We start from the raw sequence: 21,732 nt of genomic DNA, 5'->3' as shown, positions 1-21,732 counted from the left end.
CATATCGCTGCTTGCTTGTCTTCTCGCTGCACCAAAATCAGCAGGTCCGTTCAATCCGTGTCATGCGAAAGAATGATCTCCAGGAAAGCGTCGCCATAACGCTCGAGCTTCGATTGCCCGACGCCGGATATGCCGAGCAATTCCTTGCGGCTGCGCGGCCGCTCCGTCGCAAAGGCAATGAGCGTCGTATCGGGAAAGACGACATAAGGCGGCACGCCGAGCGATTTGGCGATCGCCATGCGCTCGGCTCTCAGCGCCTCGAAAAGCGTCCCGTCGGCGCCCGTCAGGCCCGATTTGCGCTCGCTGCGCTCGGCCTTCTTCGTGCGCCGTTCCGAGGCCGGCCGATCCTTGCGGAAGAAAACCTGCCGTTTATGCTTGAAGACGGCGCGCGCCTCCGGCTCCAGCTTCAGCGCCCCATAGGCCTCATGATCGATACGGATCAGCCCCATGGCGAGCAGCTGGCGGTAGACGGATTGCCAGGTGCGCGCCGGAATGTCCTTGCCGGCGCCGAAGACCGGCATATTCACATGGCCGAAACGCTCGGTCTTTTCGTTGACGTTGCCGACCAGCACGTCGATGACGTGGCCGGCGCCGAAGCGTTCGCCAGTGCGGTAGACGGCGGCAAGCGCCTTGATCGCGGCTTCCGTGCCTTCCCAGGTCTCGACCGGCTTCAGGCAGGTGTCGCAATTGCCGCATTGGCCGGCATGCGCCTCGCCGAAATGGGCAAGGATCGCCTGCCGGCGGCAGGAGGCGGTTTCGCAGATCGCGAGCAAAGCGTTGAGCTTGGCGCGCTCGACCCGCTTGATCTCGTCTGCGGCATTGCCCTCGTCGATCATGCGGCGGCGCTGGATGACGTCGGCCATGCCATAGGCCATCCAGACCTCGGACGGCAGCCCGTCTCGGCCGGCGCGCCCGGTTTCCTGATAATAGGCCTCCACCGAGCCCGGCAGGTCGAGATGGGCGACATAGCGCACATTCGGCTTGTCGATGCCCATGCCGAAGGCGACGGTGGCGACCAGGCAGAGGTTCTCTTCTTTGAGGAAAGCATCCTGGTTGGCGTCGCGCAGCGCCCGGTCCATGCCGGCGTGATAGGGCAGCGCACGGATGCCCTGCCCGTTCAGCCAGTCGGCCGTATCCTCGACCTTGGCGCGCGACAGGCAATAGACGATGCCGCTGTTGCCCTTGTGGCCGGAGAGGAAACGCAGGAGCTGCTGGCGCGGCTGGTCGCGCTCGACGATTTCATAGGCAATATTCGCCCGGTCGAAGCTGGTTGTGAAGATTTCGGCATTGCCGAGCCCCAGCCGCTCGATGATATCGTCACGCGTATGCGGGTCCGCCGTTGCCGTCAGCGCCACGCGGGGCACATCAGGATACTGCTCGGCGAGGCGGCCGAGCTCGCGATATTCCGGCCGGAAATCATGGCCCCATTGCGAGACGCAGTGGGCTTCGTCGATCGCAAACAGCGCGATCTTCTCACTGGCGATCAGCTCGCGGAAACCGTCCGTCAGGATGCGCTCGGGCGTCACGTAGAGGAGGTCGAGCTTTCCCGCCGAAAGCGCCCGGCGAACCTCGACGAACTCCTCGCGCGACAGCGACGAATTGAGTGCCGCAGCCCTGATGCCGAGCTGCTTCATCGCCTCCACCTGATCGCGCATCAACGCAATCAGCGGCGAGACGACGATGCCGACGCCGTCGCGGCAAAGCGCCGGAATCTGGAAACACAGTGATTTTCCCGCACCTGTCGGAAAGAGCACCACGGCATCGCCGCCCGAAACGATATGCTCGACCACCTGCTGCTGCTTGCCGCGGAAGGAGGAATAACCATAGACCTGCTTCAGGACGTCGAGCGGCGAGCGGCCGGCGGAAAACAGCGCATCGGAAGCGGAAAAGCCTGGCTCATTGCGTTCGCTGAGCGGCATCAGTGGCTCGCCGCCCCTTTGACACGGCCGGAAAGCACGCCGAAGCCGTCGATGATCGCCTCCTGGTTCTCGAGGCGTACGCCTTCAAGATGCACTTCCTGCTGCGCCCGTATCAGCTGAACGATCGCCTCGCCGTCGCCGGCTTCGGTCGCCAGCGCGATCTCGCGTTCGAGTTCCATCTTCTGCCGTCGCAGCGCCTTCGCCCGTTTGTGGAAGGCGAGCGCCTGACGATAGCCCTCACGGGCATCCTCCATCGCCGCCTCCTCGGTCGCCGTCCACAGCCTCGCATTGCGCACCTGCTGGTCGAGGCTCTTGATAAGCGGACCGAAGCCTTCGAATTCCAGCCGTTCAGTCAGATATTCGCGCGTCAGATGCGGCCCGGAGACGGCCGCGGCTGCGCCGAGCATCGCCGACCAGAGCCGCTGCAGCTCCCGGCTGTCATATTCGATCGCGGCGATCTCGTCATAATCGTCGATCATCAGGGCCGGATGATTGACGATGGTGAGCGCCAGCACGCTCTCGCGCAGCGCCGTATTGTCCCGGTGTCCGCGCACGGGGCCCGAGCGGGCGAGCCGGTCGGAAATCAGGCTGGGGCTTTTCGGTCCTGCCTTGGCCGCATTGTCACGGCCGTTCCGGGAATTGCCGCTGAAACCGCGCCGCTCGCCATTGTTGCGGTTCTGGAACTGCGGCTGGAAGAAGGCGTTCAGCCGGTCGCGAATATCCTGCTGGTAATGGCGGCGCACATTTTCGTCGGCGATGACGGCCACAAGCTGCTTCAGCCGCGCTTCGAGCTCGGCGCGCGCCTCGGGCGTATCGAACTTGCCGGTGTTGATCTCCCGGCTCCACAACATCTCCGAAAGCGGCTTTGCCTGGCTCATCACCTTGTCGAACGGCGCGCGCCCCTCATCGCGTACGAGATCATCAGGGTCCTTGCCGTCGGGCAGAAGCGCGAAGCGGACCGAGCGCCCGGGCTTCAGATGCGGCAGCGCCAGTTCGGCGGCGCGATTGGCGGCGCGGATGCCGGCGCCGTCGCCATCGAAGCAGAGCACCGGCTGCGGCACCATCTTCCAGAGCAGCTCGAGCTGGTTTTCGGTGAGCGCCGTGCCGAGCGGCGCAACGGCGTTTTCGATGCCCGCCTGATAGAGCGCGATCACGTCCATATAACCTTCGACGGCGATGATGGTGCCGCTCGCATTGTCGTCCTGATCGCCGCGGCCAAGCCCCTGTATGGCGCGGCGCGCGCGGGCAAAATTGTAAAGGACATTGCCCTTGTGGAAGAGCTCGGTTTCGTTGGAGTTCAGATATTTCGCGGGTGCATCTGATGACATGGCGCGGCCGCCGAAGGCGATCACCTTTTCCCGCGACGAGAGGATCGGAAACATGATGCGGTCGCGGAAACGGTCGTAGGAGACCGGCACGTTTTCATGAACGACCAGGCCGCAGGCCTCGATCTGCTCCTTGGAAACACCCTTGCCGGCGAGGAATTCCTTCAGCGCATTGCGGCTGTCAGGCGCATAACCGAGACGGAAGGTCTCAATGGTTCGCCCCGTCAGCCCGCGATCGCGCAGATAGGCGCGCGCCTTTGCGCCATGGGCCGTCTGCAGCTGGTCCTGGAAGAAGCTGGTCGCCATTTCCATGACGTCGATCAGCGAGCCGCGCTCCTTCTCGCGCTTCTCCATCGCGGCGTCGACAAGCGGCATCGGCATGCCCGCCATGTCGGCAATCTGCTGCACGGCCTCGGGAAAACTCAAGCCCTCCAGCTCCGTCAGGAAGCGGAAGTGATCGCCGGTGACGCCGCAGCCGAAGCAGTGATACCGACCCTTTCGGTCCTCGCAGTGGAAGCTCGGCGATTTCTCGCCATGGAACGGGCAGCAGGCCCAGTAGTCGCCACGCGAGACATTGGTCTTGCGCTTGTCCCAGCTGACGCGGCGCGCGATCACGTTCGAAATCGGAACGCGGTCGCGGATCTCATCGAGAAAGGTGTTGGAAAAGCGCATTTATCCCTCTTGGCCAAACTCCATATAAGCTGCTTTGCCGCACCATGCCACGAAACTCGTCGGGAAAACCCGCTATTCACAGGCAAGTGCATCCAACGGTGGCGGCGTCGGTTATCCAATCAACAACGCGTGACCACCCCTGCGACAGGGGTGCGACATTATAGTCGCCGAACAGCCTGGGGTCGGCCACCGCAACAGTTGCGACATAAGTGCTGGCGAAACACGAAATCGAATTAAAATGTTTCAAAACAGGCTTTTATCACCAAGGTCGATCGCGCCTCTTGATCCGCGCGGCGCCAACCGAACCTTCGCCTCGAGGTCGCTCGAAGCGCCGTTTCCGGCAATCATTATTTTTTTGTAATTTGAACGGAGAACCGCACCGCCATAGGTTCGATCCCAACAAAGCGATCCCCGAGCGAAGCACCATCCCTACCCCCGGCGCCGCTTCGCAAGGGTGCCTTTGCAAATACCCTCCGGCTTGGGCCTCAGCCCTGCGTTGCCGGCGGGAGCAAAGAGCAAGAAGGCAGGAGCGCCCCCAGCTCCTGCCTTCTTAAATTTTAGGCTCTGTTTGCCAACTCTCCCTTTGAAATTAACCGCTTATCGACAAAACCGTTGACAGACGGCGCGTGCATGAAAGATGTATGCGCCGAACCCCTGGACCCTTCCCCAATGGCTTTCACCGCGGAAAATCTTGCAGCAGACGATCGCTTTCTCGCTGCGATCCTACAGTGCGTCAATCAACTGCTTGCGATCTATCGCGAGAGCCCGCGCATCGCATCGATTTTCGCCGCGCAGCAGCGCTGGCTGATGGCCCATGCCGGCTTCGCACTTCATTACGGTCATCCCGACGACGGCCAGAGCGGCGGCCTCTATTCCGGCCGCTTTGTCGATTTCGCAGTCAAGAATGACATTGCCAGCCGCAACACGGCCGCAGCCTTCATGCAGGAAATGCTGGCCTATCGTTTCCTGCGTGTGGTGCCCGGACCTGACAAGCGCACACGCTATCTGGAACCGACCGAAATTGCCGAACAGCATTTCACCCGATGGCTCGTCACCCATATGATGATCCTCGACAGCCTCGACGGCGGCGAACGCGCCGACCAGATCACCGTCGCCCCCTCCGCAACAATGGCTGCGATTCAGCCGCGGATCGCAAGGGCGATCATCGGCAGTGAGTCCGTGCGCAATCCCGGCCCCACCTTCAACCTCTTCAACCGGGCGAATTCCGGCGGACTCGTGATGGATTACCTGATCTCCCGCCTTCCGCAATTTCCTCGCACGGCCGAGCGCGTCGTTATCGGTCCCCTGTCGCTCCGGGAGCTCCGCGAACAATTCATGATTTCCAATACCCACCTGAAGCGGCTTCTGACCCAGGCCGCGACCATGGAAAGCGTCGGCTGGACAGAACCTTCGCGCAAGGGCGACCTCTGGCTGTCGCGCCGCTTCATCCTCGAATATTGGAACTATCAGGCGGCGAAGTTTGCCATCGTCGATGCCGCCGCCGAGGCCGTGCTCGGACCTGCGGTCCGTCGAGAGCCGCAGGCGAGACGGGCCATCTGATGCTTATCCGTTCAAAAGCTCCTTGACGGTTGCCGATGCCTTGGCGAAATCCATTTGGCCGGCATAACGCTCCTTGAGCGCCGCCATCACCTTGCCTATGTCCTTGACTCCGGCGGCACCCGTCTCCGCGATGATCGCCGAGATATTGGCGCGCACTTCGCCGTCGGAAAGCTGCTTCGGCATGAAGTCCTGAATGACGGCGATTTCCGCACGCTCCTTGGCAGCGAGCTCCGGTCGGGAATTCTCCTCATAGATCTTTGCCGATTCGTCGCGCTGCTTTACCATCTTGGCGAGGATCTGCAGGATCTCGTCGTCACTCGCCTGCTCCTTGCCGGCGCCGCGATTGGCAATGTCGCGGTCCTTGATGGCCGCCTGAATCAGCCGAACGGTCGACAGCCGCTCCGAATCCTTGGCCTTCATCGCCTCTTTCAGCTGGGTGGCGAGTTGATCGCGCAGCATGTCTTCACTCCTTTTTTGATGCCGCTTCATAAACCACGCCGATGCGACGGATCAAATAAATTGCGCGGTCGTCGCGATAAAGCGCAGGAAAACGGCCGCAATCCCGGCTACAAAGATTGACGCTGAGCGATTGCGTGGCTATTTACCGCCACCTGCACCAAAATTCGTGATCAGGCCTGAAGCGCGCGGCATTGCCGTGCCCACACGCCTGCGAGATCAAATGGCGACGAGCGCGGCTAGGCGCATCGGCCGCCGGAAACGGGATGAAGATGACCGCAACAGCACCCTGGACAACTGAAAAGCCGACCGCCCTGCTCGTTCTTGCCGACGGCACGGTGATCGAAGGCAGGGGCATCGGCGCCACCGGCAAGGTCCAGGCCGAAGTCGTCTTCAACACGGCGCTTACCGGCTACGAAGAGATTATGACCGACCCCTCCTATCTGGGCCAGATCGTCACCTTCACCTTTCCCCACATCGGCAATATCGGCACCAACGACGAAGATATCGAGGACCTGACCCCTGCGGCCCGCCACGGCGCCGTCGGCGTCATCTTCAAGGCCGACATTACCGACCCCTCAAACTACCGCGCCGCCAAGCATCTCGACCAGTGGCTGAAGGCCCGCGGTATCATCGGCCTTTGCGGCATCGACACGCGTGCGCTCACCGCCTGGATCCGCGAGAACGGCGCTCCGAACGCGGTGATCGCCCACGACCCCAACGGCGTCTTCGACATCGAGGCGCTGAAGGCCGAAGCCAAGGCCTGGAGCGGCTTGGAAGGTCTCGATCTCGCCAAGATCGCCTCGTCCGGCCAGTCCTCACAATGGGCGCAGACGCCGTGGGTCTGGAACGAAGGTTACGGCGAACTCGGCGCGGCGGATGCGAAATATCACGTCGTCTGCCTCGATTACGGCGTCAAGCGCAACATCCTGCGCCTGTTTGCCGGCCTCGACTGCAAGGTGACCGTCGTGCCGGCAACAACGAGCGCCGAAGACGTGCTCGCCTTGCAGCCGGACGGTATCTTCCTGTCGAACGGTCCCGGCGATCCAGCGGCAACCGGCGAATATGCCGTGCCTGTCATCAAGACGCTTGTTAAGACCGATATCCCGGTCTTCGGCATCTGCCTCGGCCACCAGATGCTCGGCCTCGCATTGGGCGCGAAGACCGAAAAGATGCATCAGGGCCATCACGGCGCCAATCACCCGGTCAAGGATCACACGACGGGCAAGGTCGAGATCGTCTCGATGAATCACGGCTTCGCGATCGACTCGAAGTCGCTGCCCGATGGCGTTGAAGAGACTCATATTTCGCTTTTCGACGGCACCAATTGCGGCCTGCGCGTGCTCGGCAAGCAGGTTTTCTCCGTCCAGCACCATCCGGAAGCCTCACCCGGCCCGCAGGACAGCCACTATCTCTTCCGCCGCTTCGTCAACATGGTGCGCGAGAAAAAGGGCGAACCGGCGCTCGCAGAGCGGTGATTTCGAGAGTGCCGATTTGGCAGGGGCGCGTTAAACCGGCAGCCACTAGAGCTTTTCCGGGTTAGATTGAAGCATTCTGTTGGCTCAAACGGAGTCGGATGGTCGACCGGCCGGCGCGTGTCGTAGCCCAGCACTACGGCCAAGCCGGCCGGTCGATCAGCCGGCCCGTTTCAGCCAACCCTCCCGCAGATTTGCTTGGCACATCTGCAAGACCTTGGAATCGCCGGACGCACTTGTCGCTTCGCCCACGGCGAAGCGCTGCGGCCGGTGGGCCGGGCATGTTTCCGCCAGGATCAAAGGCGATTGGCTCGGACGTACCTGGGGTATGCCCGTCACCAATCGCCTTCGCCCTGACGAAAACCTGCTCCGGCAGATGCTTCAAGCTGACCAGAAAAGGCTTGTCTTATGATTTCCACGCTTCTTGTTGAGATAAAGAAGCGCCGGAGAGGACGGCCATCCTTCTCCGGCGATGGGGGACGGATCGTGAAATGGCAGGTCGACGTTCTTGCGAATGCCGGGCCGAGCTAGAGTTTGATCGCCCCCATCTTTTCCTATCGTCCTGAACGGATACCTGAGCTTTGGGCTCGGATGACAAGCATAGGAGGCGGAAAAGATGACGGATATTACCATCGGCGCGGACATCTCGAAAGACCATATCGACTTGCACCGCCTGCCGGACGGCCAAACGCTGAATGTTACCAATGACCGCAAGGGCTTTGCTGCCATTCTCAAATGGATCGGCCCAAAGGGCGCGGGGCGCATTGTCTATGAGCCAACCGGCCCCTATCACAAGGCCTTCGAGCGCTTCATGGCGATGCAGGGATTGCAGCTCTGCAAGGTCAATCCCCGCGTTGCCCGGCGCTTTGCAGAGGCCACCGGCCGGCTTGCGAAGACAGACAGGATCGATGCCGCACTGTTGGCCCGCTTCGGCGCGCTTCTTGAACCGCGCATCCTGCAAGCCAACACGCAAATCCACAATGATCTGAAAGAGTTGCATATGGCGCGGCTGGCCCTCATCAAGGACAGGACCGCCGCGAAGAACAGGCGAAGAACCTGTCCAATCCACTGTTGAAGAGACATAACACCCACCGGCTCAGGCAGATCGAGCGCCAGATCAAGGCCGTGGACGAGGCCATCATGGCGCTCATTGCCGAAGACGCGACCCTGAAGGCCAGGCTCGAGATTCTCATCTCGATCCCTGGCGTGTCGCGGGTCACGGCCTTTACGCTGCTCATCGAGATGCCCGAACTGGGGGAACTTGACGAGAAGGCCGCAGCCGCGCTCTCGGGACTGGCGCCGATCTCCCGTCAGTCCGGACGATGGACCGGACGCGCTTTCATTGCCGGCGGAAGGGCCATCGTCCGGCAAGCACTCTACATGCCGGCCCTCGTTGCATGCCGCTTCAACCCGGAACTCAGCGCCAAATACGACCTCCTCATCAAAGCCGGCAAGCCGCCGAAGGTCGCCATCACAGCCATCATGCGAAAGATCATCCTGCTGGCAAACGCACTCCTGCGTCCTCCGTGCAAACGGCGGCAACGGGTTGAAGATCGGACATTAATCATTCGTCATTGTACGACACCGGCCTTGCGTAGCCCCTCCACGACAAGCTCGAAATCGGCGGGGTTCTTAAAGGGCAAGACTTTGCGGCGGTATTCCAGGGAGTATTCGGGATTGACCCGCAGCACTTCTTGCCACGTCGCGCGAGCCTCTTCGAAACGGCCGAGGTGCCCGTAACAGGCGGCCAAAAGCGCACGCGAGACATCAGTAACGGGGTTGCGGCTCACGCGCTGCAGCAATAGTTCGACGGCCTCTTGGTACCTTCTCAGTTGAAACAGAGCCAAGGCCTGAAAGTGCAGGACGACATCAGGAAAGTACGGGTTCAAGATCCTCGCCCGATCGAAACAGGCGAGTGCCTCCTCGGCTCTGCCTGAATAGATTAGTGCCTCGCCGAGGCTGACCTGCCCTTCAGCGAAGTTCGGATTGAGGACTATCGCGCGCTCGGCCTCGTTGATGGCTCTATCGTGCTGTCGCGAGTAAAGCTTGAGCACGCTCAGCGCCCAGTGTGCAACAGGATCGTTATCATCCCGCGCTACCGCCAGCGTCGCAGCCTCTTCAGCTTGCTCGATAGAGCGTTGCGGCGACGCGCTCCACCGGTTCAGGTAGTCGAGCCCGTGGGTAAGGGCGAGGAAGGCGTGCGCCGAGGCGAAGTCCGGGTCCAGTTCGACGGCACGTCGCAAAAGTTTGCGGGCGTCGCTGTTCGTCTGCTTCGTCAGCCGGTGCCACAGTTCCCGGCCACGCAGGAAGCAGTCATACGCCTCAGGGCGCCCGGTCTGCCCCGGCACCAGTCTTTTTCGATCCCCCTCTGTCAGGTTGACCGCCAGCGCATCGACGATCTGCTGCGTTACATCGTCCTGAACCGCGAATATGTCGGTTAGGTCGCGATCGAACCGCTCCGCCCATAAATGTCCGCCGGTGGTCGCGTCGATGAGCTGCGCGGTGATGCGTACCCTGTTCCCCGATTTGCGTACGCTGCCCTCAAGAACATGCCGCACGCCGAGCTTCGTGCCCACCTCCTGCACCTGGACGTTCTTGCCCTTGAAGGTGAACGACGAATTGCGGGCGATGACGAAGAGCTGCGACAACTTCGATAGCGCCGTGATGATGTCTTCCGAGATGCCGTCGGCGAAGTAGTCCTGTTCGGCGTCACCGCTCATGTTGGCGAAGGGCAGGACGGCGATCGACAGCTTCGGCGACGTTGCCGTCGCCGGTTGGCTCGTCCCGGTTTCGGAAGTCGCGGCAGCCTTGGTCCCGGCGCTGCCGACTTGCAGCGAATAGACCCGGATCGGTTCGGCGATGTTCTTGAGTTGCGTGGTGCCGAGATCGCTGACCGAGAGATCAAGCCTCGCCTTGACCTGGCGATAGGCATCCTCGGACAGGCAGATTGTGCCCGCCGCGGCGACGCCCTCCAATCGCGAGGCGATGTTGACGCCGTCGCCCATCAGATCGCCGTCGCTTTCCTCGACGACGTCGCCCAGATGGATACCGATCCGGAACTCGATGCGACGGTCCTGTGGCACGCCGTCATTGCGCTCAACCATACCGTTCTGCACCTCAATGGCGCAGCGCACGGCGTCCACGACGCTGCGGAACTCGACCAGCGCCCCGTCGCCGGTGCGCTTCACCACCCGGCCATGGTGCACGGCGATCGTCGGATCGATGAGATCGCTGCGCAGTGCCCGTAACCTCGCCAGGGTGCGGTCCTCGTCGGCGCCGGCAAGCCGGCTGTACCCGACCACGTCTGCGGCCAGGATTGCAGCTAGCTTTCGGTTCTCGCTCATCGCGCCGTCTCCTCACTTCCAGAATAGCAGGGAGACAGAGGGCAAGAAAGAACTTCCAGCCGCGGCTTAGAGCGATCTTGGTTGAGATCGACTTTTCCAATGGCTCATGGACGCACCCGACGTTGAAGCTCCACGCAATGGTGCATCAAGCTTGGAAAATATCCCCGAAACAGGAAAGCAATGGGCATTCGACCGGCCCTTCCCCTTTCACTCTTGACCTCAAGCATGCTTGAGGAATTACAGAACTGCCTGCAGATCCGATGCAGGAGATATAGATGAGCGGAGCTTTCTATCGTATCGACAAGTTCATCGTGCCGGCGGCGGCGCGTGAGGAATTTCTTGTCAAAGTGATGATGACCCACAAGCTGCTGGAGGCACAGGAGGGCTTCATCGAACACAAGGTGCTGGAGCAGGTGGCGGGTCCCGGCGAATTCAATTTCGTCACCATTGCCGAATGGCAGAATACCGAGGTCGTCGAGCGCGCGCGGGCAGCCGTGATGGCCGCCCATAAGGCCGCAAATTTCGATCCGCAGGAAATGTTTTCGCGTCTCGGCATTCGAGCCGATATCGCCAGTTACAAGCCTGTCGCCGCCTGAGCATGAGACGGCCGGCTCAGGCGCCGGCCGTCGCTCCCTCCCGGCGAAGCAGAAGATAGAACCGTCCGCAGAGCATCGCGGCCGCCGCCGCCAGCCCGACGAGGAAGCCGAACCAGATGCCGATGCCACCCAGACCCAGCGGAAAAGCGAAGGCCCAGGCCAGGAAGAAGCCAATCGGCCAGTAAGCGATCAGCGCCATGATCATCGGCACGCGCGCGTCCTTCAGGCCGCGCAGCAATCCGTTGGCGATCACCTGCAGCCCATCCACCAGTTGGAAAAGCCCGGCAACGACGATCAGCGGCCCGGCATAGGCGAGCACCTCGGGCGCCTCGGGCGAACTGACGTCGAGGAACCAGCTGCCGAGGAATTGCGGCATGGTGGCAAAGAGCACCGAGCCCACCGCCGAAATGGCGCAGGCGAGGATGAACACCATGATCGAAGCCCGCACCAGCCCGTCATAATCGCCCTGCCCGTGCGCGACACCCACGCGCACCGTCGCCGCCTGGCTGAGGCCGAGTGGGATCATGAAAGCGATCGAGGCCCATTGCAGGGCAATGCCGTGGGCGGCAAGTTCGATCGTGCCGATATAGCCCATCAGCAGCGAGGCAACCGTGAACAGGCTGACCTCGGCAAGGATGGTGACGCTGATCGGGAAACCGAGCCGGATGACTTCCAGCAGCGCATGCCAATCTGGCTTCCAGAACCGCACGAAGATCTCGTAGCGGCGCGTCTCCTCCCGCCTCTGCACGAAGGCAAGGATGAAGAGGAAACCAGCCGTCTGCACCACGACCGACACGATCGCCGCACCCTCGAGCCCCATCGCCGGAAAGCCGAAATGGCCGAGCACGAGGGCATAGGCGAAGAACGCGTTCATCACCAGCGTAACAATGGTGACGTTGAGGATGATGGCTGCCTTGCCGATGGCGCTGACAAGCGCGCGCATCACGTTGAAGAGCAGCGCCGGCAGCACGCCGAACTGACCGATCATGATATAGCCATGCGCGAGCTTGGCCACCTCGGGCTTCTGCTGCGCGAAGAGCAGGATCTGCTCGGAATTGAAGAAAGCGGGCTGCATGACGGCCCAATATCCAATCACCACCCACAGCCCCATGCGCAGCGATCGGCGCACAGAGACGACGTCGCCGCGACCATAGGCCTGCGCCACCATCGGAACGACGGCGATGGCAAAACCGGAACCGAAGATGAGGATGGTGAAAAGGAATTGAGCCGACAACACCATCGCCGCCAGATGCTCGGCGCCGAGGCGCCCGACGATCATCACGTCGGTGGTATTGATGCCGAGCTGAGCGAGCTGCGCGCCGATCAGCGGAATGCCGAGCGCCAGTGTTGCGCGGAAATGCGCCCCCCAACGATTATCGCTTGTCGGCGCAAGGCTGCGCGCGTCGATCGGCGTGTCCATGACACCAGTCCTGTGATTGAGATCTGCAACGCCCCGTAGTTGGCGCAAAAATATCACTGGGGCTTAAATCAAAGCCCCGCAAAGAACTACCCCAAAACAGGCAGATGATGAAAAATTCATCATACCATCACCATTTCTGATCGGTTCAGCTCACGCCTTCCAGCGCCTCGGCCGGCTTGCGGGCTCGAACCCTCGTGAGGAATACCCCGGCGGCCAGAACAATGAGCACGGCAGCCGTGAGATAAGGCGCACCGGCAAAGGTGACCGGCGCCTCAGGCCGCGTGAAATAGCCGAACATCTGCGTGAAGATCAGCGGCCCGACAATGGTGGTGATGCTGCTGAGGCTGGTCAGCGCGCCCTGCAACTCGCCCTGCGCCGAAGGCGGCACCTTGCCGGCGGCAATACTGCGCAGCGCCGGATCGGCGACGTTTTCGATGACCGTCGCCACGATGACGACATAAACCACCCAACCCTCCCAGGCGAAGGCATAGCCGGTCAGCCCCGCAGCGGAAAAGCAGAGGCCGAGAAGCGCGGTCTTCCATTCACCGAGCAGCGGCACGACGCGCGGCAGGACCAGCCCCATGACGAGTGCTGCGCCGATGCCGTAAATGCCGAGCGAAAGACCGATCTGGCCCTCGCTCCAGCCATAGCGATAGGTCGAGACGAAAGACCAGACCGAGGGATAGACGGCATGCGCCAGGAAAAACAGGAACATGACGAGGCTGACCCCGCCGATACCAGGGTAATGGCGCATCTGGCGCAATGCGCCGAGCGGATTGGCGCGTTTCCACTCGAAGTGGCGGCGGTTCTTCGCCTCCAGCGTTTCCGGCAGCAGAAAGCAGGCGGCAATGAAATTGAGAAGCGACAAAGCGGCAGCGCCGAGGAACGGCACGCGTGGGCCAAATTCCCCGAGGAATCCACCGATGACCGGGCCGATGGTGAAGCCGACGCCGAAGGCGATGCCGATCAGTCCGAAGTTCTTCGCCCGGTTCTCCTCCGTGCTGATATCGGCGATATAGGCCGAACAGGTGGCGAAGCTGCCGCCGCTGATGCCGGCCAGCACGCGGCCGACGAACAGCATCCAGAAGCTGGTGGCGATGCCGCAGATGAAATTGTCGATCGCGAAGGTCAGCACTGAAAGAAGAAGGATCGGCCGGCGGCCGAAACGGTCGGAGAGGTTTCCGAGCAGCGGCGCGAACAGGAACTGCATGCCGGCATAAACCAGCATCAGCCAGCCGCCGTCGATCGCCGCATCGCTGACACTGCCGCCGGTCAGTTGTTCCAGATAGGCGGGCAGCACCGGCATGATGATGGCGATGCCGATAATGTCAAGGAAGAGGATGATAAAGACCAGAAACAGGCCGCGGCGAACGAATTTGGGATCAAGCATGAAGCATCTCAACAGCAGTTATTTCTGAAAAGACGATCTCATCGCCGGAAAGTGACATAGCTCAGAAAAGAAACCGAAACAATCCGTGAACACTCCACAGCATTGTTGAGTTGTACGGGAAAATCGTCAGAGCCTCAACCGTCGGACGCGCACTGCTGTTTCCAATCGCCGAGGGGATGATTTCCCTTGCAATCGCCCCGGAGGCATCCAGATCAATCAAGGGATCGTGCATTGTGCATGCTCCCGCACAGCCTGTTCGGTGTCGTCCGATTATCACCCGGATGCGAAAGCGCTAAAACCGCATCGGCAGCGCTGCTTTGGCGTCGATGACCCGTCGCGCCAGGCTGGGCAACAAAGGAGAAGACAATGCAGACCTATCGTTTGGGACAGACCGGACCCGATGTCTCGGCCATCGGCCTCGGCTGCATGGGCATGTCGGGCATGTATGGTCCCGCCGACCGCGCGGAGAGCATTGCGACGATCCATGCCGCGCTCGATGCCGGCGTCAATCTGCTCGACACCGGCGATTTCTACGGCATGGGCCACAACGAAATGCTGGTCGGCGAGGCACTGAAGGGCCGCAGGCGCGAAGACGCTGTCATCAGCGTCAAGTTCGGCGCGCTTCGCGATCCCGCGGGCGGATGGAGCGGCATCGATGCCCGCCCGGCGGCCGTGAAGAATTTTCTCGCCTACACACTGCAGCGCCTCGGCGTCGACTATATCGACATCTACCGCCCTGCCCGCCTCGATCCGAATGTGCCGATCGAGGACACCGTCGGCGCGATCGCCGACCTGATCCAATCAGGCTACGTCAAACACATCGGTCTGTCGGAAGTCGGCGCCGAGACGATCCGTCGCGCCGCCGCCACCGCCCCGATTGTCGACCTGCAAATCGAATATTCGCTGATCTCGCGCGGGATCGAGGATCGCATCCTGCCGACGACGCGTGAACTCGGCATTTCGATTACCGCTTACGGCGTGCTTTCGCGCGGCCTGATCAGCGGCCATTGGCAGAAGGGCCAGGCCGCCGCCGGCGACTTCCGTACCCATAGTCCGCGCTTTCAGGAAGGCAATATCGATCAGAACCTCGCGCTGGTCGAGCAGCTGCGCGAGATCGCCCGAGCAAAAAGCGTCTCGGTCGCCCAGATCGCCATCGCCTGGGTCGCCGCCAAGGGCAAGGATATCGTCCCCCTCATCGGCGCCCGCCGCCGCGACCAGCTGACCGAGGCGCTCGGTTCACGCGCCGTCGACCTGTCGCCGGAGGATTTCGCCGCGATTGAACGCGCCGTGCCAAAGGACGCGGCCGCGGGCGGGCGTTATCCGGAACATATGCTGCAGCATATGGATAGTGAGAGGTAAGGCGCGAGGGGGGTACAGCCCCTCACCCTAACCCTCTCCCCTAAACGGGGCGAGGGAACGTGCCAGACGAGACTTGTGCGGGAAAACCGAGAGGCCGCGGCATATGCCCTTCGCCCCGCGTGCGGGGAGAAGGTGCCGGCAGGCGGATGAGGGGCATTTCAAACCGGCCCGGAAAACGTATCACACGCCGTCAGCTGCCCGCTATCGAAACCGCGCTTGAACCACCTGACACGCTGCGCCGAGGTGCCGTGGTTGAAGCTCTCGGGCACCACGTAACCCTGCGAGCGCTTCTGCAGCGTGTCGTCGCCGATCTGCTGGGCGGCGTTCAGCGCCTCCTCGAGATCACCGGCTTCCAAGATGCCCTTCTGCTGCGTGTATTTGCCCCAGATGCCGGCGAAGCAATCGGCCTGCAGCTCGACCCGCACCGACATCTTGTTGGCCTCCTCTTCGCTCATGCGCTGACGGGCCTGGTTGAACTTCGGCAGGATGCCGAGCAGGTTCTGCACGTGATGGCCGACCTCATGGGCAACGACATAGGCTTCGGCAAAATCGCCCGATGCGCCGAAGCGGTCAGACAGCTCCTGGAAGAACGCCGTGTCGAGATAGACCTTATGATCTCCAGGGCAATAAAACGGGCCAGTCGCGGCAGAAGCGAAACCGCAGGCCGACTGCGTCTGGTCGGAGAAAAGCACGAGCCGAGGCTCCTCGTAATCTCGGCCCTGTGCCTGGAAAATGCCGTTCCAAGTATCCTCGGTCTCGGCAAGGACGGTACGGACGAAGGCGGTCATTTCGTCATTGGCGGGCGTTCGAGCACCGGATTCGCTCTGCTCATAACCGGGACCGCTTGACATGTCGCCGGTCTCGAGCACCTGCAGCAGATCGACACCCATCATCTTGAAGATGAAATAGATGATGACGAGGAAAATGATGGTACCGATGCTCAAGCCGCCGCCGGCGCGGCGGACGCCGCCGCCCGAGGGAAAGCTGAAACCACCACCACGGCCAAAACCGCCGCCTGAGGGACTGCCGCGACGATCTTCGATATTGTCGGACTGACGCCGGCCTCTCCATTCCATTTTCGTTCTCCCCGGCAATGCCCGTGCTTGCGCTCAAGGAATTTATATAACCGCCGACAGGAGGAATTCCAGCGGCTTCAACCGCATGCAACACAGGCGGTTGAGCGGCTCACTTTTTCCTCGGGTTTGGTTGCGCCGGTCCCTTTTCTCCGCCACTTTTGCCGCCGCCATGCGACTTGCCTTGGCCCTGAAGTGCCAGCTCCTTATCCACGGTCTCCCGCGAGCCTTCCGCCGGTTCCTTGTCTTTCGGATCCATCATCACAGCTCCAGTTTCTCGGCTCGAAAACTTCAGGGAGAGGATATTGTTCCCTCAGCCCGGTCGGCCGCAGCCATGCCTCGACATGCGTCTCCCATCACGTAAAGAAGATGCGTCAACCGCTTGACGCGACTCCTGCTTTCGCTCTTCCTGTTTGAAGGGGAGAATGCGGGAGGAGATGGCGATGAAGGCGGTACGTCTGCAAGCGACGGGACAGTTGCATCTTTGCGAAGTCGAAAGGCCGGCACCAGGTCCGGGTGAATTGCTCGTCCGGATCGAGGCCTGCGGCATCTGCGGCACTGACCGCCATATCTTCCACGGCGAATTTCCGTCGAAGCCGCCGGTGACGCTCGGCCATGAATTCGCGGGCATCATCGAGACGGTCGGACCGGGTGTGACCGATTTCCGCCCCGGCATGCGCGTGACCGGCGATCCGAACATTTCCTGCGGCGGCTGCGAGGAATGCCGGCGCGGCCGCGTCAATCTCTGCCGGAACCTCCGGGCGATCGGCATTCACCGCGACGGCGGCTTCGCGGATTTTGTCTGCATGCCGCAAAGCCAGGCCTTCGCGCTGCCTGCCGATCTGGATCCGCTCCACGGCGCCTTCTGCGAGCCGCTCGCCTGCTGCATTCACGGCGTCGATCTCGCCGGGCTGCAAGCCGGCGCCTCGGTCATCGTGCTCGGTGGCGGCGTGATCGGCCTGCTCACCCTTCAGTTGGCCAGGCTCGCCGGCGCGACTCGCGTCGTGCTGGTGACGCGGAGCCCTGGAAAACGCCGGCTGGCCGAAAGCCTCGGCGCCACGGCAACAGCGGATCCGGGCGACGGCGATATCATTGCCCGTCTCACCGACACGGACGGACTGCTGCCCGGCGGCGGCGATGTCGTGTTCGAATGCGCCGGTGTCACGGATACCATGCAGCAGGCGCCCCGGCTTGCCCGCCGCGGCGGCAGCGCCGTCATTCTCGGCGTCATGCCGCAGGGAGCAAAGATCGAGATCGAGCCCTTCGACCTGCTGTTTCGCGAAGTCCGGCTGATAAGCTCCTTCGTCAACCCTTTCACCCATGGCCGCGCCGCCGATCTGATTGCCACCGGCAGGATCAAGGTCGAGCCGTTGATCTCCCGCAGGATCGGGCTCGCAGAAGCCCCGGAAGCGATCATCAATCCGGCGCGCGGCGGCGAAATCCGGGTGCTGGTCATCCCCGGACAGGAATAGCCATTCGCGCCTATTCGGATTCCTGTCGATTCCGCGATTTATGGGGTTCCGTTTGCAAAAACATTTGCCTATAAGCCGCTTCTAGCCTGAAAAGACCCAGCATGCGCAACCGACCCGGTGATCTCCACCCTGGCCGGCTTTCTGCGCAGCCAGACAATGGATATCGCCCATGCCGAAGCGCCAAGACATCAAATCGATTCTCATCATCGGCGCGGGACCGATCGTCATTGGCCAGGCTTGCGAATTCGACTATTCCGGCACCCAGGCCTGCAAGGCGCTGAAGGAGGAAGGCTACCGCGTCATCCTCGTCAATTCCAACCCTGCGACGATCATGACCGATCCGGGTCTCGCCGACGCCACTTACGTCGAGCCGATCACCCCCGAAGTTGTTGCCAAGATCATCGCCAAGGAGCGCCCGGACGCACTGCTGCCGACCATGGGCGGCCAGACGGCACTGAACACCGCTCTCTCCCTGAAACGCATGGGCGTGCTCGACCGCTACAATGTCGAGATGATCGGCGCCAAGCCCGCCGCCATCGACATGGCCGAGGACCGCGCGCTGTTCCGCGAAGCCATGGCCCGCATCGGCCTGGAAACGCCGCGCTCGATGCTGGCAAACGCCACCGACATCAAGGATCTCGACCGCAAGACGCACGAGGCCGAGCGCAGCAAACTGCGCGAAAGCCTTTCCGGCCCCGACCTCGACAAGGCGCTGGACGAGCTGGAAAACCAGTGGAACCTCGGCGAGAGCGACCGCAAGCAGCGCTACCTGAACCACGCCATGGCGATCGCCGCCCAGGCGCTCGACCATGTCGGCCTGCCGGCCATCATCCGCCCCTCCTTCACCCTCGGCGGCACCGGCGGCGGCATTGCCTACAACCGCTCGGAATTCTTCGAGATCGTCGGCGGCGGCCTCGATGCTTCGCCGACCACCGAGGTGCTGATCGAAGAATCGGTGCTCGGCTGGAAGGAGTTTGAGATGGAAGTCGTCCGCGACACGGCGGACAACTGCATCATCATCTGCTCGATCGAGAATATCGATCCGATGGGCGTCCACACAGGCGATTCCATCACTGTCGCCCCGGCGCTGACGCTGACCGACAAGGAATACCAGATCATGCGCAACGCCTCGATCGCGGTGCTGCGCGAGATCGGCGTCGAGACCGGCGGCTCGAACGTCCAGTTCGCCGTCAATCCGAAAGATGGCCGCCTCGTCGTCATCGAAATGAACCCGCGCGTCTCGCGCTCCTCGGCACTCGCTTCCAAGGCCACCGGCTTCCCGATCGCCAAGGTCGCCGCCAAGCTCGCTATCGGCTACACGCTCGACGAGTTGGAAAACGACATCACCGGCGGCGCGACGCCGGCCTCCTTCGAGCCGTCGATCGATTATGTCGTCACCAAGATCCCGCGTTTCGCCTTCGAGAAATTCCCCGGCGCCTCGCCTGTTCTGACCACGGCCATGAAGTCGGTCGGCGAAGTCATGGCGATCGGCCGCACCTTTGCCGAATCGCTGCAGAAGGCGCTGCGTGGCCTCGAGACCGGCCTGACCGGCCTCGACGAAATCGAGATTCCCGACTTCGAGGAAGGCGAGTCCAGCCAGAACGCCATCCGCGCCGCCATCGGCACGCCGACGCCGGACCGCCTGCGCATGGTCGCCCAGGCGCTGCGCCAGGGCCTTACCATCGAAGAGGTGCATGAAGGCTGCAAGATCGACCCCTGGTTCATCGCCGAGCTCAAGAACATCGTCGACATGGAAGCCCGCATCCGCGAGCACGGCCTGCCCAATGATGCTGCCAACCTCCGCATGCTGAAGGCCATGGGCTTCTCCGACGCGCGCCTGGCGACGCTGACCGGCAAGCGCCCGAAGGAAGTCGCGGAACTGCGCAACGGCCTGAACGTCCGTCCGGTTTTCAAGCGCATCGACACCTGTGCGGCCGAATTCGCTTCGCCGACCGCCTATATGTATTCGACCTACGAGACGCCCTTCGTCGGCGCCGCCCGCTCGGAAGCTTTGGTGTCCGACCGCAAGAAGGTCGTCATCCTCGGCGGCGGCCCGAACCGAATAGGTCAGGGCATCGAGTTCGACTATTGCTGCTGCCATGCCGCCTTCGCGCTGAAGGATGCCGGTTATGAAGCGATCATGATCAACTGCAACCCGGAAACCGTGTCGACCGACTACGACACGTCGGACCGCCTCTATTTCGAGCCGCTGACGGCCGAAGACGTGATCGAAATCCTGCGCGCCGAGCAGGAGAAGGGGCAAGTCGTCGGCGTCATCGTCCAGTTCGGCGGCCAGACGCCGCTGAAGCTTGCCGAGGCGCTCGAAAAGAACGGCATTCCGATCCTCGGCACCGCGCCTGATATGATCGACCTCGCCGAAGACCGCGACCGCTTCCAGAAGCTTCTGATGAAGCTCGACCTCAACCAGCCGAACAACGGCATCGCCTATTCGGTCGAGCAGGCCCGCCTCGTCGCCGCCGAAATCGGCTTCCCGCTTGTCGTTCGCCCGTCCTACGTACTCGGCGGCCGCGCCATGCAGATCCTGCATTCGGAGGGCCAGCTGCAGACCTACCTGCTGGACACGGTTCCGGAACTGGTGCCGGAGGACATCAAGCAGCGTTATCCCAACGACAAGACCGGCCAGATCAATACCCTGCTCGGCAAGAACCCGCTGCTCTTCGACAGCTACCTGACCCATGCGATCGAAGTCGACGTCGACTGCCTCTCCGACGGCACCGACGTCTATGTCGCCGGCATCATGGAGCACATCGAGGAAGCCGGCATCCATTCCGGCGACTCGGCCTGTTCGCTGCCGCCGCGCTCGTTGCCGGTCGAACTGCTCGACGAGCTGGAGCGCCAGGCGAAAGCCATGGCCAAGGCGCTCAATGTCGGCGGCCTGATGAACGTCCAGTTCGCCATCAAGGACGGCATCGTCTACGTGCTCGAGGTCAATCCGCGCGCTTCCCGCACCGTGCCCTTCGTCGCCAAGACCATCGGCGCGCCGATCGCCAAGATCGCCGCCCGTGTCATGGCCGGCGAGAAACTTGACGCCACCTTCGCCGCCTACGGGCCGAAGCCCGATCCGCGTAAGCTCACGCACATCGCCGTCAAGGAAGCCGTCTTCCCCTTCGCCCGCTTCCCCGGCGTCGACACGCTGCTCGGCCCGGAGATGCGCTCGACCGGCGAAGTGATCGGCCTCGACACCGATTTTGCACTGGCCTTCGCCAAGTCGCAGCTCGGCGCGGGCGTCGAACTGCCGCGTGACGGAACGGTTTTCGTCTCCGTGCGCGACGAGGACAAGCCGCGCGTGCTGCCGGCGATCCGCATCCTCGTCGAAGAAGGCTTCAAGGTGCTGGCAACTGGCGGCACCGCCCGCTTCCTCGGCGAAAACGGCATCACCGCCACCAAGATCAACAAGGTTCTGGAAGGCCGTCCGCATATCGAGGACGCCATCCGCAACCGCCAGGTCCAACTCGTCATCAACACCACCGACGGCAACAAGGCGATCTCGGACTCCAAGTCGCTGCGCCGTGCGACGCTGATGCAGAAGGTGCCCTATTACACGACGATGGCCGGCGCCGAAGCCGCCGCCCAGGCGATCAAGGCGCTGAAGGCCGGCAATCTCGAAGTGCGGCCGCTGCAAAGTTACTTCGCTTGAGACAGGGCAGCGC

At 62.3% G+C, this 21,732-nt stretch carries 15 protein-coding genes and 1 pseudogene; 7 read left to right on the top strand and 9 right to left on the bottom strand.

What is annotated here, in order from left to right:
- Positions 1-50 precede the first annotated feature (50 nt).
- Positions 51-1,919 carry a DNA helicase RecQ gene (gene recQ / locus J7U39_RS04130; RefSeq protein WP_210630531.1) on the bottom strand — a complete coding sequence of 623 codons (1,869 nt, stop codon included), beginning with the start codon at positions 1,917-1,919 and terminating at the stop codon, positions 51-53.
- Positions 1,919-3,916: a DNA primase gene (dnaG, locus tag J7U39_RS04125; RefSeq protein ID WP_210630530.1), complete on the bottom strand. Its 1,998-nt coding sequence runs from the start codon at positions 3,914-3,916 to the stop codon at positions 1,919-1,921. Before dnaG ends, recQ begins: the two co-directional genes overlap by 1 nt.
- Before the next feature lie 669 nt (positions 3,917-4,585).
- Between dnaG and J7U39_RS04120 the strand changes: the two genes are divergently transcribed.
- Positions 4,586-5,476: a hypothetical protein gene (locus J7U39_RS04120; protein WP_210630529.1), complete on the top strand. Its 891-nt coding sequence runs from the start codon at positions 4,586-4,588 to the stop codon at positions 5,474-5,476.
- Positions 5,477-5,479: 3 nt separating this feature from the next.
- On the opposite strand, the gene J7U39_RS04115 is transcribed toward J7U39_RS04120, so the two are convergent.
- The gene (locus tag J7U39_RS04115; RefSeq protein ID WP_210630528.1) at positions 5,480-5,935 is read right to left on the bottom strand and encodes a GatB/YqeY domain-containing protein; all 456 of its coding nucleotides are present in this window, start codon (positions 5,933-5,935) and stop codon (positions 5,480-5,482) included.
- Between the two features lie 269 nt (positions 5,936-6,204).
- On the opposite strand from J7U39_RS04115, the gene carA reads away from it, so the two are divergent.
- A complete protein-coding gene (carA, locus tag J7U39_RS04110) occupies positions 6,205-7,410 on the top strand; it encodes a glutamine-hydrolyzing carbamoyl-phosphate synthase small subunit (RefSeq protein WP_210631588.1) in 1,206 nt (401 codons plus the stop codon).
- A gap of 613 nt (positions 7,411-8,023) precedes the next feature.
- Positions 8,024-8,928: pseudogene (locus tag J7U39_RS04105) on the top strand (IS110 family transposase); the annotation flags it as partial.
- 50 nt (positions 8,929-8,978) lie between these two features.
- Here the strand turns inward: J7U39_RS04105 and J7U39_RS04100 are convergent.
- Positions 8,979-10,751 carry an adenylate/guanylate cyclase domain-containing protein gene (locus J7U39_RS04100; RefSeq protein ID WP_210630527.1) on the bottom strand — a complete coding sequence of 591 codons (1,773 nt, stop codon included), beginning with the start codon at positions 10,749-10,751 and terminating at the stop codon, positions 8,979-8,981.
- 275 nt (positions 10,752-11,026) lie between these two features.
- Here J7U39_RS04100 and J7U39_RS04095 point away from each other — a divergent pair, with 275 nt between their 5' ends.
- Complete coding sequence (locus J7U39_RS04095) at positions 11,027-11,347, top strand: antibiotic biosynthesis monooxygenase (protein ID WP_210630526.1); 321 nt, start codon at positions 11,027-11,029, stop codon at positions 11,345-11,347.
- 16 nt (positions 11,348-11,363) lie between these two features.
- On the opposite strand, the gene J7U39_RS04090 is transcribed toward J7U39_RS04095, so the two are convergent.
- The 3 genes from J7U39_RS04090 to J7U39_RS04080 form a co-directional block, all read right to left on the bottom strand.
- Complete coding sequence (locus tag J7U39_RS04090; protein ID WP_210630525.1) at positions 11,364-12,767, bottom strand: MATE family efflux transporter; 1,404 nt, start codon at positions 12,765-12,767, stop codon at positions 11,364-11,366.
- 145 nt (positions 12,768-12,912) lie between these two features.
- Entirely contained in the window at positions 12,913-14,157 is a 1,245-nt protein-coding gene (locus J7U39_RS04085) for a TCR/Tet family MFS transporter (protein ID WP_210630524.1), read from the bottom strand.
- A gap of 61 nt (positions 14,158-14,218) precedes the next feature.
- Complete coding sequence (locus tag J7U39_RS04080) at positions 14,219-14,389, bottom strand: hypothetical protein (RefSeq protein ID WP_210630523.1); 171 nt, start codon at positions 14,387-14,389, stop codon at positions 14,219-14,221.
- Positions 14,390-14,523: 134 nt separating this feature from the next.
- On the opposite strand from J7U39_RS04080, the gene J7U39_RS04075 reads away from it, so the two are divergent.
- Positions 14,524-15,516: an aldo/keto reductase gene (locus J7U39_RS04075; protein ID WP_210630522.1), complete on the top strand. Its 993-nt coding sequence runs from the start codon at positions 14,524-14,526 to the stop codon at positions 15,514-15,516.
- 158 nt (positions 15,517-15,674) lie between these two features.
- Here the strand turns inward: J7U39_RS04075 and J7U39_RS04070 are convergent, their stop codons facing one another.
- Together J7U39_RS04070 and J7U39_RS04065 are read right to left on the bottom strand one after the other, a co-directional pair.
- Positions 15,675-16,592: a neutral zinc metallopeptidase gene (locus J7U39_RS04070; protein WP_210630521.1), complete on the bottom strand. Its 918-nt coding sequence runs from the start codon at positions 16,590-16,592 to the stop codon at positions 15,675-15,677.
- 109 nt (positions 16,593-16,701) lie between these two features.
- Complete coding sequence (locus tag J7U39_RS04065) at positions 16,702-16,848, bottom strand: hypothetical protein (RefSeq protein WP_210631718.1); 147 nt, start codon at positions 16,846-16,848, stop codon at positions 16,702-16,704.
- Between the two features lie 184 nt (positions 16,849-17,032).
- On the opposite strand from J7U39_RS04065, the gene J7U39_RS04060 reads away from it, so the two are divergent.
- Both J7U39_RS04060 and carB read left to right on the top strand, forming a co-directional pair.
- Entirely contained in the window at positions 17,033-18,061 is a 1,029-nt protein-coding gene (locus J7U39_RS04060) for a zinc-dependent alcohol dehydrogenase family protein (protein ID WP_210630520.1), read from the top strand.
- A gap of 169 nt (positions 18,062-18,230) precedes the next feature.
- A complete protein-coding gene (gene carB, locus J7U39_RS04055; protein ID WP_210630519.1) occupies positions 18,231-21,719 on the top strand; it encodes a carbamoyl-phosphate synthase large subunit in 3,489 nt (1,162 codons plus the stop codon).
- Positions 21,720-21,732 lie beyond the last annotated feature (13 nt).

The sequence above is a fragment of the Rhizobium sp. NLR16a genome (genome assembly GCF_017948245.1).
Classification (GTDB): Bacteria; Pseudomonadota; Alphaproteobacteria; order Rhizobiales; family Rhizobiaceae; genus Rhizobium.
The sequence above is the reverse complement of the archived record's forward strand: the minus strand, read 5'-3'. Positions and strand labels throughout refer to the sequence as shown.

What these genes read in the sequence shown, in the direction of transcription:
- recQ (WP_210630531.1), bottom strand. Translation starts at nt 1,919, where the DNA reads ATGCCGCTCAGCGAACGCAATGAGCCAGGCTTTTCCGCTTCCGATGCG.
- dnaG (WP_210630530.1), bottom strand. Translation starts at nt 3,916, where the DNA reads ATGCGCTTTTCCAACACCTTTCTCGATGAGATCCGCGACCGCGTTCCG.
- J7U39_RS04120 (WP_210630529.1), top strand. Translation starts at nt 4,586, where the DNA reads ATGGCTTTCACCGCGGAAAATCTTGCAGCAGACGATCGCTTTCTCGCT.
- J7U39_RS04115 (WP_210630528.1), bottom strand. Translation starts at nt 5,935, where the DNA reads ATGCTGCGCGATCAACTCGCCACCCAGCTGAAAGAGGCGATGAAGGCC.
- carA (WP_210631588.1), top strand. Translation starts at nt 6,205, where the DNA reads ATGACCGCAACAGCACCCTGGACAACTGAAAAGCCGACCGCCCTGCTC.
- J7U39_RS04100 (WP_210630527.1), bottom strand. Translation starts at nt 10,751, where the DNA reads ATGAGCGAGAACCGAAAGCTAGCTGCAATCCTGGCCGCAGACGTGGTC.
- J7U39_RS04095 (WP_210630526.1), top strand. Translation starts at nt 11,027, where the DNA reads ATGAGCGGAGCTTTCTATCGTATCGACAAGTTCATCGTGCCGGCGGCG.
- J7U39_RS04090 (WP_210630525.1), bottom strand. Translation starts at nt 12,767, where the DNA reads ATGGACACGCCGATCGACGCGCGCAGCCTTGCGCCGACAAGCGATAAT.
- J7U39_RS04085 (WP_210630524.1), bottom strand. Translation starts at nt 14,157, where the DNA reads ATGCTTGATCCCAAATTCGTTCGCCGCGGCCTGTTTCTGGTCTTTATC.
- J7U39_RS04080 (WP_210630523.1), bottom strand. Translation starts at nt 14,389, where the DNA reads ATGCACGATCCCTTGATTGATCTGGATGCCTCCGGGGCGATTGCAAGG.
- J7U39_RS04075 (WP_210630522.1), top strand. Translation starts at nt 14,524, where the DNA reads ATGCAGACCTATCGTTTGGGACAGACCGGACCCGATGTCTCGGCCATC.
- J7U39_RS04070 (WP_210630521.1), bottom strand. Translation starts at nt 16,592, where the DNA reads ATGGAATGGAGAGGCCGGCGTCAGTCCGACAATATCGAAGATCGTCGC.
- J7U39_RS04065 (WP_210631718.1), bottom strand. Translation starts at nt 16,848, where the DNA reads ATGGATCCGAAAGACAAGGAACCGGCGGAAGGCTCGCGGGAGACCGTG.
- J7U39_RS04060 (WP_210630520.1), top strand. Translation starts at nt 17,033, where the DNA reads ATGAAGGCGGTACGTCTGCAAGCGACGGGACAGTTGCATCTTTGCGAA.
- carB (WP_210630519.1), top strand. Translation starts at nt 18,231, where the DNA reads ATGCCGAAGCGCCAAGACATCAAATCGATTCTCATCATCGGCGCGGGA.